The organism is Agarivorans sp. (assembly GCF_050295395.1).
Lineage (GTDB): Bacteria > Pseudomonadota > Gammaproteobacteria > Enterobacterales > Celerinatantimonadaceae > Agarivorans.
The window spans coordinates 1-17350 of record NZ_JBNKPP010000192.1; the positions used below are offsets into that span (position 1 = coordinate 1).

Below are 17350 nucleotides of genomic sequence, written 5' to 3' on the forward strand. Positions count from 1 at the left end.
ATTACCAATAGTACTTCACGCACATCAATATTTTTCTCAGGCACTACCATCACGCCAGCGGGTATCGCCATCGCCGTAGACCTGATTTACGACAATGATGCTACTAACAGCAGCTATGCCACGGCCGACAAATAATAACACTATCAATTGATAACAATTATCATTTACGATAAGCTAAAATAAATCTAGTTAAGGAGAACTAATTCATGAAATACGCGTTATTGTTTCTAACAATGATCATTACTTCTTTTCCAAGCTTAGCTTTACCAAATTTTGATATATGCAATCTACCAACCATCAACAAATATTATTCGATAAACGACAACTCAGGACACTGTATTGACACGAGGCAGAACTTGTCATTAGTTATCAATCTATCCTCAGAACCGTTGGAGCTATATCGTCCTGATATGACAGCGCTTTTTCTTTACCCAAGCGAATACGTTTATGTGGAGCACAAGTTCGCTTTAAATAACGCTATGGGGCGCCTAATCATTAGGCCAGAAAGCGACACTATTGTAATAAAATCATCGATACCAGAAGGCGTATCTGCTCGAGCTGTTCCCGCTGTAGTTGTTGGGGCCTTTGTCGGCGGGACTCTGGGAGTGATGAGTGAACTAGGGGCATCAGGAGGAAATTCAAGTTTCAGAAGCATTAGCATCGCAGCTTTCTCAGGGGCCATTGCGGGTGGTTTAGCTCCAGTAATGGGAGTGGGAGCATTTGGCAACCTTGCCTCGGGTAGCTTAGGTATTGCGGCATATGGGATGTGTACATCATGCCATGGCTAATATTATCTGCCCTTGGCTATTACCTTGTTCTTACTTACTGCTACAAAAGTAGCTGGGAAAAATGGCTATATTTCAGCTTCGTCATTCTTTGCCTATTCAGTCGACAAAAGATAAATGAAAGCATTGTATTCTTAGCTTACTTACTGCCCATCTACTTATTGTGGATCTTGCTAGAATGCCGCTATCCAAGTATTCCTCGCCTAAAAAACTATTTAGGCATCAGTATAATAATTACTACACTCAAACCTATTATTGAAGCACTGGGTTTACTTGGCTTGAATAGCTAAACAGTTCACTGTCCAACAAAGCTAAGCAGCCGTTTTTCTTTTACGCTCATACTCTTTGGCTTTATTAATTAAGGGCACAATGCTTGAACCCTGCACTAAAATAGAAAACACCACCACGGCGTAAGTCATTACCAATAGTACTTCACGCACATCAATATTTTTCTCAGGCACTACCATCACGCCAGCGGGGATCGACATGGCCATCGCCAAAGCTAGCCCTCCACGCAAGCCTCCCCAAGTTAAAATCGGTACCGACATCGGATTGTAAGCACGCATCATCGAGAAACCAATATAGGGAATACTGACGCTGAGTAAGCGACTGAGCAATACCACAGGAATGGCCAGTAACATCAACCACAAGTCTTCGATATGGAAGGCAAAACCCACCAGCACCAAACCAATCAGCAAAAACAACAGGTTGTTTAAAAACTCTTCTAAGACATGCCATAGGTGATCAAAGCCACGCTTGCTTGCCTTGGTAAAATACCGCTCGCGTGTCACATGGCCAATAAATATCCCTGCGACTACCATCGCCAAAGCCCCTGATACACCCAGTTGCTCGGCGAAGACAAAACCCGCCGAAGGAATGGCCAAACTCACGAGTAATTCCAAGGAGTCGTCATCGGTATTTTTAATTAAATAGTTAGCCACTAAACCCAGCGCAAAACCATAGGCAATGCCACCTAAGGCTTCTTGGATAAATAACCATGAAATAGACGCCGCGCTAAGCTCTTGCTGCTCAAAGGCGATGCCAAATACCGAAACAAATATCACCAAACCAAAACCGTCATTAAATAGCGATTCCCCCTCCACCTGCACGGCGATTTGCCGTGGTGCATTCATCTTTTTCACAATGGCTAGCACCGCAATTGGGTCGGTGGGTGAAATCAGTGCGCCAAATAATAGGCAATAGATAAAGTCCATCGGCAAGCCGATATAGGGTAAACAAACCCATAACAAACCCGCTACGATAAAGCTAGATAACAGGGTTGAGAGCAAGGCCAATACGGCAATCTCTTTTGCCTGATGCTCCAAATAACGCAGGTTAATGCCTAATCCCCCAGCAAACAGCAAGAACCCTAACATGCCATGCAGCAATAGCTCTTTAAAGTTAAGCGCGTGAATCGATTCGATTAACTGCGGATAAGCTTGCAACCAACCGCTTTGGCCTAAAACCATCGCCAGTATGGACAAACAAATAGAAGCAGCAGTAATGGTAATGGTGGACTGCCAAGAGCCAATACGGCTATTGATGTAAGCGATAATCATCGCCAAGGCAGCTAAATAACAAAGCGTATAGTAACTATCCACGAGTGTTTTTCCCTAAACATCGAAACGACAAGCCTAGCATAACAGCTTATCGCAGAAAGGTTTTTATATAAGGGCGAAGCAGCACATCGCCCTTAATAAATATTAGTGATGAGTTGACGATACGCAATAAACTTAAACTTCTAAGGCGCGCAATACCTCTAAACATGCACCAATGGTATGATAGTCAATCTTGGCTCCGGGGCGAGCCACCAGCGGATCTTGTACTTTGCCTTCACGGCTCAACACGCGCCACCAAGGTTGATGTGTAGAGTCACAAAAATGCTGCCAACTATATTTCCATAAGCTGTCGTAGGCACTCCAATACTCTTGTTTTCCTGTGGCCGTAGCTAACAAGGCGGCCGCAGCAAAGGACTCGGCTTGCACCCAAAAGTATTTTTCATCATCACAAACCGAACCATCCGGCGCCATACCATAGTAAAGGCCACCATATTGATAATCCCAAGCTTTCTCCATGGCATAACGAAACAGCTTTTCGGCGCAGGGGAGTAACCAAGCAGCCGCATGGTGGCGCGATAACATCACTAATAACTTAGCCCATTCGGTTTGGTGACCCGGTTGAAAGCCCCACGGCCGATACAGGTTTTTGGGATCATCTTTATTAAAATCCCAATCTAGCTGCCAATCCTGTTGGTAGTGTTCCCAAATTAAACCGTCGGTGGCATAACTTTGGCGTAAGCAAATATTTTGCGCGATGGTAATGGCCCGATGTAAATACACAGAATCCTGAGTAGCCTCATAAGCGGCGATCATCGCCTCGCAGGCATGCATATTAGCATTCTGACCTCGATAGGGGCTAAGTTCACTCCAATCAGGGCTCGCTTCGTCGGCATAGAGCCCCCACTCAGGCTGCCAAAAACGCTGCTCCATAAGCTCAAAACAATGTTGGAGTTGCTGCTTGGCTCCTTGACGCCCAACTTTAATGGCTGCCGAGTACATCAACATAACAAAAGCCAAACCATAACAAAGATTACCTTTATCTATCGCTTGATGCCCATCCAATAGCCAGTTATAAGCCTGTCTTTGTGGATCAAAATGTACCTGCTCAACATAGCTAAAACCATGTTCGGCCAAGGCCAAGTAGTGCTTATTGTTCTCTCGTAATCCCACCTGAGCAAAAATGTAAGCCAAGCGCGTGGAACTCACCAATTGTTTCACGCTGCCCTGCTGCACTTCACCACTGGGCAGCAAAGATTGAAAATAGCCGCCTTCAGGGTCAATCGCATACTGCCGATAAAAGTCGCTCAGGCTTAACAAGTGTTCTTGCAAAAACTGGCTACTACGAAAAACAGGCAACATAGTTACTCCTTGGCTTGAATAAAAGCGTTTAATTCATCGGCATTGGGTAAGGCACTCCAAGCACCTGCTTTAGTCACCGCTAAAGCGCCCGCATGAACCGCGTAAGTTAGGGCTTGCTGTAAGGCTTGAGGCTGAACCAGTGCCTGCTTTAAAGCGGGTAAACTGTCGATGTTCTGCTCTAGTAAACAGGCTAGCCAAGCCCCCGTGAAAGCATCTCCAGCGCCGGTGGTATCCACTACCTCTAGCTGCGGCGGCGTGAGACTAATCCGTTGTTTAGGCAATAATAGCTGCACCGCCTCGCCACCATTGGTTAGCAAAATCACTTGCACACCTAGCGCAAACAAGCTGGCATCGAGCTCCTTCACCGCCAACTGCTCAGTCAAATAATCCCACTCTTGCTGGCTCAATTTCAGCATATCGCTAAGACCCGCCAGCGCCATCACCCGCTTCACCAATGCCGATGTATCCTGCCACAAGGGTAGGCGTAAATTCACATCAAAGCTAACCAACATGCCGGCCTGTCGCGCATTGGCCAGTAGCGACATGGTAGTCATGGCAATTTCTGCTTCGGTTAAGGTATTCGAACAAACGTGAACAATTCCCGGCTCTTGAAATAGACTCAGCGGAAACGAACTGGCTTTCACTTTTAAATCGGCGCTATCACTGCGCTGAAAGGTAAAACTGCGCTCTCCATCGGCATCTAAACTGACAAAAGCCATTGGCGTGGCATGTTGCTCGCTGCGTAACAAGTAGTCACAGTTCACCTGCTGGCGCAGTAAACAGTCTCGTAAAAAATCTCCCGCGGGATCGGTGCCCACTTGCCCCAGCATATAGGCGGGCTGGCCCAAGCCTGCCACAGCAACCGCCACATTAGCCGGAGCACCACCGGGAAATTGTCCATAAATAGGTATCTCAAGCCGTCCTTGGCGTTGTAACTCAAGCGGGATCCAATCCACCAATACTTCACCAAATGCCAATAAACGCGACACCCTATAACCTCATAACTGCTATAAAAAAGGAACAAAAACCTTACACAGAAACGAGGGATGAGTCAGGCTGATTTGTGTCTAGAGGGGGTGTTTCCTTGCTTTTTTCGAGCAAGATCACTGACCAGCTAAACCCTAGAGAGGGCTAGGATTTATTGCCAGGTCTTTAATAGCTGATCTTAGAGCGTAGCTGCTTGGTTTGGCCTCGTTGGGTCTTTTTATCCATGCGCCGACGCTGAGATCCATAAGTCGCTTTAGTGGGGCGGCGTTTTTTCTGTACCGCAGCTGCACTCATAATCAACTCCTTCAAGCGTAATAAGGCATCTTCTTTATTGCGCTCTTGGGTGCGGTGAGACTGCGCCTTGATGATTACCACACCTTCTTTGCTAATCCGTTGATCATTGAGTTTTAGCAAACGCTCTTTATAAAAAGCCGGTAAGCTAGAGCGTTGAATGTCGAAGCGAAGGTGAACCGCGCTGGCGACTTTATTAACATTTTGCCCGCCGGCGCCCTGAGCACGAATAGCGCTTAATTCGATTTCCCATTCGGCCAAACGAAGCTGATTTGAAATTTCCAGCATGATACAAACAACCTTGATAACACTGAGTGCGAACTACAGTGTAACAAAGCTAGTCCAGCTTAGCATTTCGGTGGCAACAAAGAGACCTGCCCAGCCAGTATCTCGCTAAAAGCCTGGGCATTAAGCGGCTCAGAAAACCAAAAACCCTGAGCATAGTCACACCCAGCTTCTTCCAATAAAGTCGCCTGTAAGGCGGTTTCAATGCCTTCGGCGATCACCTCTATGCCCAACTTATGTGCCATCACTATAATCGCCTTACACACCGCCAAATCATCACCATCTTGAGCTAGGTTTTCGATGAACATGCGATCAATTTTTAGAAACTCAATATCAAACTTCTGCAAGTAGGCTAGCGAAGAATACCCAGTACCAAAGTCATCTAAGGCCACTGCCACACCGGCTTCACTCAAAGCCAACAATTTTTGGTCAACCTGCGGGCTATTCTCCATTAACAAACCTTCGGTAATTTCCATCACCACATCGGCGCTAGAGAGCCCAGCGTCTTGCAGCTCCTGTAACCACTGCGCCACATCAAACTCGGTTTCATAATACTGCTTTGGCGAGGTATTAATAGTCAGCTGAATGGGAGCCATGCCTTGCGCCTTCCAAACTTTAAGTTGCGCCACCGCCTGCGAGAAGATCCAGTTGCCCATTTCCAATACGATGCCGGTTTCTTCGGCGATATGAATAAAATCGCTGGGACTAATCCAGCCCTGCTGGGGGTGCAGCCAACGCACCAGTACTTCAGCTTTAATCAAACGCCCAGTGCTTAATTCAACAATCGGTTGGTAATGCAAATGCAACTGATTTTTCGCCACAGCTTGGCGTAAGTCGTTGGCGAGCATCCGCCGCACCTGCGCTTGCTCTTGCAGTGAAGCGGTAAAATAGCTTAAGCGATTACGCCCCTGTTGCTTGGCTACATACATAGCCTGATCGGCATGTTTAAGTAAATCGTCGATGCTATCACCATCATCTGGGGCAAACGACACACCAATACTGGTAGAAATATAAACCCGTTCAATGCCTAATTGAAAAGGCGTATTAAGCGTTTGCAGCACCGCCTCGCCTACTTCGGCCACCCGTTGGCCTTGCGCCTGCTCGTTAAGTAGGATCACAAATTCGTCACCACCAAGGCGCGCCACATGCTCCCCTTCAGCGATACAATGCTGAATACGTTGGGCGGCAATTTGCAGCAGCATATCGCCCATGTCGTGGCCGAGGGTATCGTTAATGCCCTTGAACTGATCTAAGTCCAGCAACATTAAAGCCACTCGTTGTTCGCCATTGCGGCTGGCAATGGCATCATTCAATAAACGGTTGATCATGCGCCGATTAGGCAGTTTGGTTAGCGGATCAAAATTGGCTTGCTGCCAAATTTGCTGCTGAGCCTTTTTCCTCACCGCCACTTCTTTACTTAAGGCGGCAGTGCGCTGTTTAACCCGCTGTTCTAATAGCGTTCTACTGGTATACACTTCTCCGGCCATGGCGTTAAACTTGGATTCTAAAGCGGCAATTTCTACTGGAGTGCACCAACGATTTAATTGGACATATTTACCCATTTCACCCTGAGAAATCTCCTCTGCGGTCTCGACAACCTTACGAATCGGGCTAACGATCATGCAGGCGAGAAACCAAGTCACCAGCCCTACTAGTAACAAACAAACTAAGCTAACGATAAAGGCATAACGCTGTAACTCAAGCGACTGCAGTTGTAACTCGGCTAGAGGCTGCGGCACAATTACCCGCCAACCGGTCGATTCGACCCGCGCAAAGCCGGCAATCATCTCTTTTTGTAAAGCAGGCGAATAGAACTGATCAACCCCCGAGCTCAGCTTACGCATTTTGGCTAAGGGGCTCAGTTCAGAAAGATTTTCGGCGTGTAAATACCACTGCGGATTAGGATGAGCCAGCACTCTGGCGTATTGGTCAAAAATGGCGGCATGCCCCTGTTCGCCAAAATTTAACGCCGCTTGGGTTTTCAAAAAGTATTGCGTACCCAAAGCACCAATCCAGTAGCGATCGTCACCTTGATAAACACACAGAATAAGGCTCGGCTGAGCGAGCCCTTCAACCACCACGCCACTAAAAATCACCTGTCCTCGATGCTTTCTCGCTTGCTCGATCGCCACTTGCAATTGCACCGGCGGATTAACAAACAAGTTAGGGTTAAGAGAACCATAAAAAAAACGCTGCCCTCGCCCCAACTGCCACTCAGCTAAAGCGTAAATATTAACGCCCTCTAATAAGGGAGCTAAATCTTCCGAAGGGTGTTCCTCTACCAGGGTATGAGACAGCCCATTAAACACTACCGAGATTTGCTGGGCATATTGTTCAAGCACCAAACTTAAATTTTTAGCAATCAGCAAATGCTTCTCTTGCACCATTGCCGCTTGATGTTCACGCAGTTGCTGCTGAAACCACGAACTCACCAACAAAGTGGGTAGAATGGCTGCGGTCATGCTCAAGAAAAACAAAAGGTAACGTAATGAAAGGCGACGTTTCATCCATGGGCCAACGTTGTGAACAATTAAACGGCGATTTTACATCAATTTCAGCCAATGTTGATGTCAATTTACCGCGAAGCGCCACTCGCGATACCTCCAGCAAGTATTTACTGCGGTAGCTAGAGTACGATCATGCAGATAATTCACTTTAAGCGCCTGCTTTTGCCTTATAATCTCGCTTGTTTAAAATACACTCATCTAGCCCCAAAGTTTTAAACTTAAGCGAGCCATTCGCTCGCCAAGATAGTTAAACCCATGGGGCTCCTCGTTAGCTAAGGGACGTTTTTCGTTATGCGATGCCTGATTTTTATCTTTGCTGCTCTGTTGATGGCTCATGCCCAAGCCAGTGTGGATGTTGATAACCAACTACGCATTCAACAACTCAATAGTGCATCACAACAACGCATAGACGACATCGAGCAACAGCGCCAAGTCTTCGCCGAGCAAAGCCAAGCGCTACTGCAACAGGCGCAACTATTAGAGCAATATAACCTGCACTTAAGCGCCATGATTGCCCAGCAAAACCAGCAATTGTCTCAGTTAGACCAAGACTTAAGCGAACTGCAGCACAGCCAGCAGCTCGCGCTACCGATGGTGCATCAGTTATTGAGCCGGTTGCAGAGCTTTGTTAGTAGCGATTTACCTTTTCTAATGCAAGAACGCCAGCAGCGGCTTAATCGCCTAACTAACTTGCTAGACCGCGCCGATGTGAGTTTGGCCGAAAAATATCGTCAGGTATTAGAGGCCTTTCAAATTGAAATGGAATACGGGGACACCATCGAAGCCTACTCTGGGGCTTTGGGTGAGCAACAAGTCAACTACTTTCGCCTCGGTCGCACCGCCCTGTACTACCAAAGCTTAAATGGGCAATCATCAGCCCTATGGCAGGCCGAGCAACAACGTTGGCAAGCGCTTGATGACGCCGCCAATCGAGAGTTAGGCCAAGCCATAGCGATAGCCTGGCAACAGCAGCCACCAGCCTTACTGCAATTACCACTGCCTGCCGTTAAGGAGGCGAGTGATGAATAAGTACTACCAACTTGTCGCGATAGGTCTGAGCTTACTTGGCCTTAGCGCCCAAGCCGCCAGCCCTAGCTTGCTACAGCAAACCCAACAGCAAAACCAGCAGCGAGAGCAAGGCTTTGTGCAGCGTTTGCAGCAGCAGCAACAGCAACTTGAAGCCACCAAGCAACGCTTGTTGCAAGCTCAACAGCAACAGCAGCAGCTACAACAGCAATTTCAGGCCAACGAGCGGGCTATCAGCGAACAACAACAGCAATTACAGCAACAAAGTGGTCAACTAGGGCCAGTATTTGATTTACTTAAACAAAAGGCTGAAGAAAGCCAAACCACGTTACGCCAATCCCTGCTTAGCAGCCAATACCCCCAGTGGGCTCAGCAACTAGAGTTTGCCCCGCAACGCAGCTTAGTGAGTGCTCAAGACATGCAGGAGCTGAGCTCTACGCTGGTAAAACAACTACAAGCTAGCGGCACTATCAGTTTTTTTGATGCAAACTTCGTAGACCAGCAAGGCGAGCTTCAGCAGCAAACCTTACTACGCATTGGCAGCTTCAACATCATCAACCAACAGGGTGAATATCTTGAATGGCAGAGTGAAGCCCAGCAGCTGCGGGTCTATCCCAGCCAGCCCGCAACACAGCAGCTAGCCCGTGATTATTACACAGGCAAGGCCACACAATTGTTAGTAGACCCTTCGCGAGGCCAGCTACTGCGTCAATTAGACTATTATCCGTCGCTGAGCGAGCGGGTCCAGCAAGGTGGTAAGGTGGGTTGGGTAATTATTGCTTTAGCCTGCATTGGTTTAGCGGTCGCGCTGTACCGAATTATTCGCTTGTTGCTGACTGAGCGCGCGGTGCGCCGCCAACTGACCGAAGCCAAAGCCAGAGCCAACAACCCCTTAGGCAGAGTATTGTTAGCTGCTTCAGCCCCATTGGCTTCGCTAGAACAACTGGAACTGCAAGTAGACCAAGCCATTTTATTAGAATTGCCTCAACTAGAGCGCGGCCAAAGTCTGGTTAAATTATTCGCCGCGGTTACCCCGCTGCTTGGCTTATTAGGCACCGTCGTCGGTATGATAGTGACCTTTCAAAGTATCAGTTTATTTGGCAATGGCGATCCCAAACTACTCGCTTCAGGCATATCGCAAGCACTGGTAACCACCGTACTAGGCTTAGTGGCAGCCATTCCCTTATTGTTTTGCTCTAGCCTATTAAACTCGCGCAGCCGCTTACTATTGCAGTTGATGCAGCAAAAAAGCTTGGCGATGTTGGCCCAACAACACCGCGCAGAGCAGCCTGCGGTTAAGTCCAACTAATGAACAGCCTAGTCTATGTTTGGCAGCAAGCCAGCCACAGTCTTAGCGATATACTCTATCAGGGAGGCTGGGTACTCAGTCTACTGCTGGTGCTAAGCAGCCTATTAGCTAGCCTATTGCTGGAGCGCTATTGGTTCCGTTTTGTCAGTTACCCCAAACAGTTACGCCGCTACCAGCAAACCCTAATCCACGCCCTACCGCTGCACTGGCAAACCGCCGCCGAAGATTTAAGCCGACGTTGCGATTTAGAACTAGCGTTGGGGCGTTATCTCAGCCTAATTAAAAACTTGATTAGCCTTTGTCCGCTGCTCGGTTTGCTAGGGACGGTGAGTGGTATGATTGAAGTGTTTGATAGCATGGCATTAAGCGCTAACAACCAGCCGCAGCAAATGGCGGCAGCCATCGCCCGGGCGACATTGCCCACCATGTTAGGTATGAGCATAGCCCTCTTAGGTCTTATCAATTTTACTTATTTGAAGCGCTGGAGCCAGCGCAGCAAGCTTAGCTTAACGGCCTCGGGCCTAAGCTTAGGGAGCCATTAATGAAATCTCGACGCCAATTAAGCCTTAACGAAGAAGACGCAGAAATTAATCTCACACCAATGTTAGATATTGTCTTCATTATGCTGATTTTTTTCATCGTGAGTAGCAGCTTGGTAAAACCCTTAGGCATTGAAATAAACCCACCCAGTGCCAACAGCGCTAGCGAGCAAACACGCCCAGCGCTCCCCCTGCTGCTGGCGGCGGATGGCAGCTTGATATTGGACGGTCAAAGCACCGACTTACGTTTACTTAAAGCTCGCTTAACTCAGCGAAAACAGCAACAGCCAGCACTGCTGGTGTTATTACAAGCCGACCAACAAACCACTACCGGACAACTGGTACAGGTGCTGGATCAATTGCGACTAGCCAAAATCGACTATCGCTTAGCCACCAGTAAGAGCCAACGCTAATGCTACGTATTCTGCTGGTGCTGCCACTAGGAAGCCTACTCGCAAGCGGTGTTTTCATTGCGCTGGCACAGCTCTCTGGCTTGCCCAAAGAGCGCCCGCTCAGTCCTCCAGACTTCGCCCCAATCCAGCTGTTTAAGTTAACTCAGCCAAGTGAACTACACGTTCGCCAACGCCAATTGCCAGAAGCCCCCTCCAGCGTTACCCCGGTACCGCCAAACCAGCTAAACCTCAGCCCTGCGCCACATCAAAGCTCGCCAGCGCCGGTAACGCTCAGTAACTTAAGCTTACCCGACTTGGATAGTGCAGAGTTTAACCATGACTTAAGCCTAGCGAATGGCCTAATCAACTCTGAGCTGCACGCCAACGCAGCCAGCGGCCCCTTACTCAAGCTAAGCATTCAGCCGCAATACCGACACCCACCGGAATACCCGCTGGCGGCGCGACGGCGTAATATAGAAGGCAGCGTGACCTTAGAGTTTACTGTAAAACCAAATGGGGAGGTGCTCGCGTCTAGCATTCGAGTGGTAGATGCCACACCCAGCGGCGTATTTGAGCAAGCCGCTAAGCGCACCATTAGCCAATGGCGTTATCCGATCAATCAACAAACCACCCCATTCGGCTTTAACAGCAGGCAAAAGATTGAGTTCAAATTAACCCATGATCAATAACTTAAGTTTACTATCAATCTTTCTTATAGCATTCTCTTCATTGGCTCAGCCGCTCTCCGAAGGAGAAAGCCGACAACTGATGGCCAGCCAGAAACTACTCAGTGCAGGCCAGTACCAGCAGGCTCACGCCCGTTTCGAGCAATTGCAGCAGCAATACCAAAAACAGCAACGACCAACGGCGCAGGCTTACGCCTTATACTATTTAAGCCAAGTTGAACTGCAACAACAGCGTTATCCCGCTGCATTAAGCTACTTAGAACAAGCCTACCAGCTGCAGCAATTAGCTGAACCACTACAACAACAAAGTTTATTGATGATAGCTCAATTACAGCTGCAAACTCAGCAATGGCAACGCGCCATAGCCAGTTTCCAGCGCTGGAAGAGCCACTCTAATCAAGCGACCAACTACCAGCTTGAGTATTGGTTGGCCCAAGCCCAAGCGAGGGCCGAGCGATGGCCAGCCGCGGCGCAAAGTATTCAGCTAGCGCTAAGCAAGCCCTCGCCAATCCCCTTAAGTTGGTGGCAACTGGCGGTGGTGATTTACAGCCAACAACAAAACTGGCTTGGGGCCATTGCGGCTCAGCAGCAGATCCTCAAAGCGCAACCTGAGGAAATGTCGTCGTGGTGGCAACTCAGCCAGCTTCAGCTGCGCCAAGGTGAAGCCGAGCAAGCGCAAGCCTACTTAGAACAAGCCCATCGCTTGGGCTTGTTTAGCCAAGCCCAACATTATCAAACGCTAAGCCAACTAATGCAGCAACATGGCCAGCCTTATCAGGCTGCGCATCTGCTTAGTGAGGGCATACAACATCATCTACTTAGCCGCCAGCAATACCAACACAACCTATGCCAGCTTTGGCTCAGCGCCAAAGAGTATACTCGCGCGGTGACATGTTTTGGCCAGTACGCCAAACATCACCAAGACGCCAACAGCTACCAGCTACTGGCCTACGCTCAGGCACAACTGGGAAAAATAGGCGATAGCATTGCCAGTTACCAGCAAGCTAATCGTTTAACTGGAGCCAACCAAGCGGAAAACTACTTACAGCAGGGTTTATTGTATCTGAGATTAGAGCGTTATAGCGAAGCGCACCAGGCATTAAAAAAGGCGGCTGCATTCCCTGCAACCGCCTCTACTAGCCAACAAGCTTTGGATTACTTAAAACAATTTCCCTAAGCGACTGAAGACTCGGCGATGGCTTCGAAGTCCGCTGTTTCATTTAACTTAACCGGCGCACCTAAGGCTGGACGCAGCGCTTTAAGCACTTGATGACGAGTCACTACCCCCACCAATTTGCCGTTTTCTACCACTGGGAAGATTTTAGGACGGTAAACACTACTATTACGTAAGCGCTCTTCTAATGGTTGGTGAGTAGAACTGAGTAACATGCCAGAGTCAGATACTGGGTAAACTTGAGTTACGTCAACACTCATGTATTCAGCCAGTTTTAATAAGTTATGATTGGGTGCCACGGTCATGATGTCCTTTTGCATGATGCTTGCTACGTTGGTGGCACTTGGTTTGCTGTAATCTTCTAGCCACAGTTTGCGTAAAATTTCTAGTTCAGAGATAAATCCAACTAACTCATTTTTTTCATTAACTACAACGGCACCAGACAATTCCTGGGCTAATAAAGCGTCACATGCGCTGGCGATGGTCATATCAGGACTAAGCGCATTGTCGGCTGAGCTCATGACATCAGCGACAGTAAGAGTTTTAAGATTTTGCATAGTAGGTTCTCCAACAGGACCATAAAATTGATTTGATAAAACGGATAGATTGTTAGCAGCGGCTTGTTTACTTGCTGGTTTGCGGCTGTAAACCGACCAATAGCCCAGCCCTACCACTAGCGCACCACCAAGGATGTTGCCGATAGTGACGGGAAGGAGATTGTGTCTAGCAAAGTTTGCCCACGTTAGATGCTCAAAAGTGGTTTCGGCGAGGCCAATTTGTGCCCAAAATGCAGGTTCTGCCCAGCTCTTAATGGCGATACCTAAAGGCACCATGAACATGTTGGCTACCACGTGCTCAAAGCCAGTGCTAACAAACATCGCCACCGGCAATATCACCAAGCCGGCCTTAGCTGCGCTGGTTTTAGCGCTAAAGGTCATCCATACGGCTAAGCACACCAATAAGTTACAAAGTAAGCCCAACAATACCGCTTGGATGAAGCCGTGCTCTAGCTTATGTTGCGCAATAGACATGGCGTTAAGACCCCACTGGCCATGGTCTAACTGGTACAACTTGGCCCCACTGACTACACCAACTAACAACAGTGCGCCAATGAAGTTACCCAGATATACCTTGCTCCAATTGGCGAGCATGGCGCGAGTATTAAGTTGACCGCTGGCTCGGGGAATAATCGACAACACACTACTGGTGAACAACTCGCCACCACAAACCACCAGTAGTACTAGCCCTAAACTAAAGGCTAGTCCGCCAAATAGCCGATTAATTCCCCAACCAACAGCCATCGAACCTGTAGTTACGGTGATATAGAAAACAAAGGCTAAACCAATAAACACCCCGGCACTTATCGCCAAACTCACTGTTTTAGCCGTAGTATTGGTTGCTTTTTTATACGCATACTGTTCGGCATACTGGGTCATTTGCTCGGGGCTAAGCGCAGCCAGAGGCGACTCCGCTTTGGTGCCGCCGTTAAGCATCTTTGGCGCTGAGAAGTGCTCTACGTCAAGGGGATTCATTTACTTTAAACCTGTAATAGCAAGCAACTTAAAGTCACTAAAAGTTAATCGTGCCATTACCTTATAGAGAATAATTTCTGCTGGTAAGCGGATAATTTTTATGAGCCATATCAATACAATTGATAGCGACCTTGCCTATCATTCTAGGTAACTTGAGCGTAGCCAGCTGCGCCCCCCTTTGGAGAGATAAATGCGTTACTCATTAAAACAATTAACGGTATTTGAAGCAGTTGCCACCCATGGCAGTGTGAGCGCCGCAGCAGAGCACCTAGCTCTGACTCAATCGGCGGCCAGCATGTCTCTAGCACAACTCGAAAGGCTGCTTGGCAAACCCTTGTTCGATCGACGCGGAAAGCGCATGGTACTTAGCCAGTGGGGACTTTGGCTCCGCCCCAAGGCGAAGCAACTATTGCTGGATGCCATGCAAATAGAAGAAGGTTTTGCCGAACAACATTTGGTTAGCGGCGAGCTGCAATTGTGTGCCAGCCAAACCGCCGCAGAGCACCTCATCCCTGACCTTATCAGTTCTATTGATAGTAACTTCCCACAATTACGAGTACGTTTTTCCGTAGAGAATACTGCAGAGGTTATTAACGGCTTAATTAATTACGATTACCAGCTCGGAGTGATAGAAGGTCGCTGTGACGATGACCGCATAGCCCATCAAGTTTGGTGTAACGACCACTTAGTTATCGTGGCAGCGGCCCATCATCCCTATGCCAAACTGGAACGAGTCAGCATCGCGCAACTGGAACAGGCCAGTTGGGTATTACGCGAGCCCGGCGCAGGAACGCGACGGGTATTTGATAGCGCCATTCAAGGCACCATTGAGTCACTCAAAGTTCACCGCGAATATGAGCATGTACCGGTGCTACGCTCGCTGGTTGCTAACAATAACTACTTAAGCTGTTTGCCCTATTTAGATGTGTTAAAAGCGTTGGAATTGGGGGATTTAGTGCGACTTAACGTGCCGGAACTCAGCATTGAACGCTCTCTGTCCTTTGTTTGGCGCAATGATACGCCCTCTAATCCACTACGCGATTTAGTGATAACCGAAGCCAAACGGATGTTCGAGGTATTACATAGAGAAATGTAAGTCGCTGTATAAACTGCTTGCATAAATCTGACAAAGGCCTAAAATCAAATGATAATCATTATCATTTGATTTTAGGCAATATCCATGAAATTGTTCATCTCTGGCTTAGTTATTTCATTTAGTTCAATTTGGTCTGCGCAGGCAACGGCCAGCATCGCCAATCCAGCTCAGCAAGAAAACATCGCCATTGCTTTGTCCTTGTTAGCCATAGCCATTTTTTTCTTATGGTTGATTAACAGTATTAAACGCGCCTTAAATAAGCCGCGTCGTCAGGCCGTGCCACAGCATTGGCAACAAACCAGCAAGCAGCCCGCCTCAGCTAAACAGCCACACTAAACGTTAAAGGCTACTGGGGTCACTACAGAGAAAACAACCTAGTAGCCCTATCCTTGTTAGCCATAGTCATTTTTTCTTATGCTTGATTAACGACATTAAACGCGCCTTAAATAAGCCGCACAGTCAGGCCGTGCCGCAGCATTGGCAACAAACCAGCAAGCTGCCAAGCTCAGCTAAACAACAACCTTAATTGTGAGGGCTGCTGGCTCGCTCATCGTAAACAGCTTGGTATTGCTGCTGGGTTCGCTGTAAAGAGAACTGATTTAAGATGCGTTGTCGCCCCTGCTCCCCAAAAGCAATCACTTGCTCAGGACAGGTCAGCGCTTGCTCTATCAATTCAGCCAAGGCTTGGCTGTCGTCATAGTTAAACAAATAACCAGTTTTGCCCTGCTCCACTAATAGGGGATTACCTCCAACCTTGGTGGCAGCCACCGCCCGTTTGTACGCCATTGCCTCCATGATCGCTAAAGACATGCCTTCGGTTTCCGAGGTCACTACCAATAACTCAAAGCGATTGTATATTTCAGCGCGCTCACTCACCAAGCCATGAAAAATCACCTCGCTTTGCTGTAAGTGTTGCTGACTAAACTGCTGCAGCAGCGGCAGTTGGTCACCACTGCCAAAAAAGTGCACTTCGATTTTTTGCGCTAGCGAAACAGGCAGCAAAGCCACTGCCTTTAATAAGCTGATTTGATGTTTTAAGGCGACCATTCTTCCCACAGAGCCAATTCTTAAGCGGCCGTCTTGCGGGTGCGGCACTACCTCTCGCTCTTCCGGCATGGCAATGCCATTGTCAATCACCGCCGATGCGACATGTTCCCAGCCGTGCTGCTGGTGAAACACCTGTTGCCCCTCCAAAGAGACAAAACAAATATTGTCGATGTAACGACGAGCAAACTGATGTACCTTACGCCACGATGCGCTGGCCAAAGGGTCGGCACCATGGCGGGTATAAACCATTTTTCTATCCAAACAAAAAGGCAGTATCGGCAAGGCCACCTTGAGCGCGGCAGGGGAATGAAAATGAATAATCGACTGAGCGCGAAAGGCGCGCCATAAACGAAATTGCATTAAGCCCTTGATGCCCTTAACCACACTCACCTTAATGCCTAAGGCTTCGGCCACCGCAACCAGTGGGTCACCCAGCTCACCAAAGGAGACGATTTCAGCTTGCATTCCCTGGGCACGTTGTTCTACGCATAAGTCGATCACAAACCGCTCAGCGCCGCCCACCAGCAGACTGCTCACCACATGACAAATACTCTTTGTTGCTAGATTATTCACAATACAATACTTAATTAGCCATCCTTAGTTGCAATACTATAAGCCAGTTCAGGCTAAAGAAGCACTATTTTGGCCAAAGCTAAGCTTATTTTTGCTAAAAAAAGAATCACTTGAATAGAATAGTCCGGCTATTTTTTGGCCGTATAAGTCAAGGCCTGCATCAGCTTAGCCCAGCAATAGAAAAGCCCGGTAATTACCGGGCT

16 protein-coding genes are annotated in these 17350 nt (G+C 48.1%); 9 read left to right on the forward strand and 7 right to left on the reverse strand.

Features of this window, described 5'->3' with window-relative positions:
• Positions 1–206: 206 nt before the first annotated feature.
• On the forward strand, positions 207–788 hold the full coding sequence (locus tag ACQY6Q_RS11165) for a hypothetical protein (RefSeq protein WP_427981411.1): 582 nt from the start codon (positions 207–209) through the stop codon (positions 786–788).
• Positions 789–1096: 308 nt separating this feature from the next.
• On the opposite strand, the gene ACQY6Q_RS11170 is transcribed toward ACQY6Q_RS11165, so the two are convergent.
• From ACQY6Q_RS11170 to ACQY6Q_RS11190, 5 genes are all read right to left on the reverse strand, one after another.
• Positions 1097–2386 (reverse strand): cation:proton antiporter, encoded by a 1290-nt coding sequence (locus tag ACQY6Q_RS11170; protein WP_427981414.1) that lies wholly within the window; start codon positions 2384–2386, stop codon positions 1097–1099.
• 132 nt (positions 2387–2518) lie between these two features.
• Positions 2519–3703 carry an AGE family epimerase/isomerase gene (locus ACQY6Q_RS11175; protein ID WP_427981416.1) on the reverse strand — a complete coding sequence of 395 codons (1185 nt, stop codon included), beginning with the start codon at positions 3701–3703 and terminating at the stop codon, positions 2519–2521.
• A 2-nt stretch (positions 3704–3705) separates the two neighbouring features.
• Positions 3706–4692, reverse strand: coding sequence for a carbohydrate kinase family protein (locus ACQY6Q_RS11180; protein WP_427981418.1), 987 nt, complete (start codon positions 4690–4692; stop codon positions 3706–3708).
• 163 nt (positions 4693–4855) lie between these two features.
• Positions 4856–5269, reverse strand: coding sequence for an alternative ribosome rescue aminoacyl-tRNA hydrolase ArfB (gene arfB / locus ACQY6Q_RS11185; protein WP_427981420.1), 414 nt, complete (start codon positions 5267–5269; stop codon positions 4856–4858).
• A gap of 59 nt (positions 5270–5328) precedes the next feature.
• Positions 5329–7773 (reverse strand): EAL domain-containing protein, encoded by a 2445-nt coding sequence (locus tag ACQY6Q_RS11190; protein WP_427981422.1) that lies wholly within the window; start codon positions 7771–7773, stop codon positions 5329–5331.
• 291 nt (positions 7774–8064) lie between these two features.
• Between ACQY6Q_RS11190 and ACQY6Q_RS11195 the strand changes: the two genes are divergently transcribed.
• The 6 genes from ACQY6Q_RS11195 (at position 8065) to ACQY6Q_RS11220 (ending at position 12902) form a co-directional block, all read left to right on the forward strand.
• Positions 8065–8802, forward strand: a complete 738-nt coding sequence (locus ACQY6Q_RS11195) for a DUF3450 domain-containing protein (protein WP_427981424.1) — start codon at positions 8065–8067, stop codon at positions 8800–8802.
• Positions 8795–10108, forward strand: a complete 1314-nt coding sequence (locus ACQY6Q_RS11200) for a MotA/TolQ/ExbB proton channel family protein (protein ID WP_427981426.1) — start codon at positions 8795–8797, stop codon at positions 10106–10108. Before ACQY6Q_RS11195 ends, ACQY6Q_RS11200 begins: the two co-directional genes overlap by 8 nt.
• Positions 10108–10650, forward strand: coding sequence for a MotA/TolQ/ExbB proton channel family protein (locus ACQY6Q_RS11205; protein ID WP_427981429.1), 543 nt, complete (start codon positions 10108–10110; stop codon positions 10648–10650). The genes ACQY6Q_RS11200 and ACQY6Q_RS11205 overlap by 1 nt, the downstream gene beginning before the upstream one ends.
• Positions 10650–11060: an ExbD/TolR family protein gene (locus ACQY6Q_RS11210; protein WP_427981431.1), complete on the forward strand. Its 411-nt coding sequence runs from the start codon at positions 10650–10652 to the stop codon at positions 11058–11060. Before ACQY6Q_RS11205 ends, ACQY6Q_RS11210 begins: the two co-directional genes overlap by 1 nt.
• Positions 11060–11728 carry an energy transducer TonB gene (locus ACQY6Q_RS11215; protein ID WP_427981434.1) on the forward strand — a complete coding sequence of 223 codons (669 nt, stop codon included), beginning with the start codon at positions 11060–11062 and terminating at the stop codon, positions 11726–11728. Before ACQY6Q_RS11210 ends, ACQY6Q_RS11215 begins: the two co-directional genes overlap by 1 nt.
• Before the next feature lie 79 nt (positions 11729–11807).
• Entirely contained in the window at positions 11808–12902 is a 1095-nt protein-coding gene (locus ACQY6Q_RS11220; RefSeq protein ID WP_427981437.1) for a tetratricopeptide repeat protein, read from the forward strand.
• On the opposite strand, the gene focA is transcribed toward ACQY6Q_RS11220, so the two are convergent.
• Positions 12899–14431 (reverse strand): formate transporter FocA, encoded by a 1533-nt coding sequence (gene focA / locus ACQY6Q_RS11225; RefSeq protein ID WP_427981440.1) that lies wholly within the window; start codon positions 14429–14431, stop codon positions 12899–12901. The genes ACQY6Q_RS11220 and focA overlap by 4 nt on opposite strands.
• A gap of 190 nt (positions 14432–14621) precedes the next feature.
• On the opposite strand from focA, the gene ACQY6Q_RS11230 reads away from it, so the two are divergent.
• Both ACQY6Q_RS11230 and ACQY6Q_RS11235 read left to right on the forward strand, forming a co-directional pair.
• Complete coding sequence (locus ACQY6Q_RS11230; protein WP_427981443.1) at positions 14622–15527, forward strand: LysR substrate-binding domain-containing protein; 906 nt, start codon at positions 14622–14624, stop codon at positions 15525–15527.
• 84 nt (positions 15528–15611) lie between these two features.
• On the forward strand, positions 15612–15863 hold the full coding sequence (locus ACQY6Q_RS11235) for a hypothetical protein (RefSeq protein WP_427981445.1): 252 nt from the start codon (positions 15612–15614) through the stop codon (positions 15861–15863).
• A gap of 186 nt (positions 15864–16049) precedes the next feature.
• Here the strand turns inward: ACQY6Q_RS11235 and ACQY6Q_RS11240 are convergent, their stop codons facing one another.
• On the reverse strand, positions 16050–17147 hold the full coding sequence (locus ACQY6Q_RS11240; RefSeq protein WP_427981448.1) for a glycosyltransferase: 1098 nt from the start codon (positions 17145–17147) through the stop codon (positions 16050–16052).
• Positions 17148–17350 lie beyond the last annotated feature (203 nt).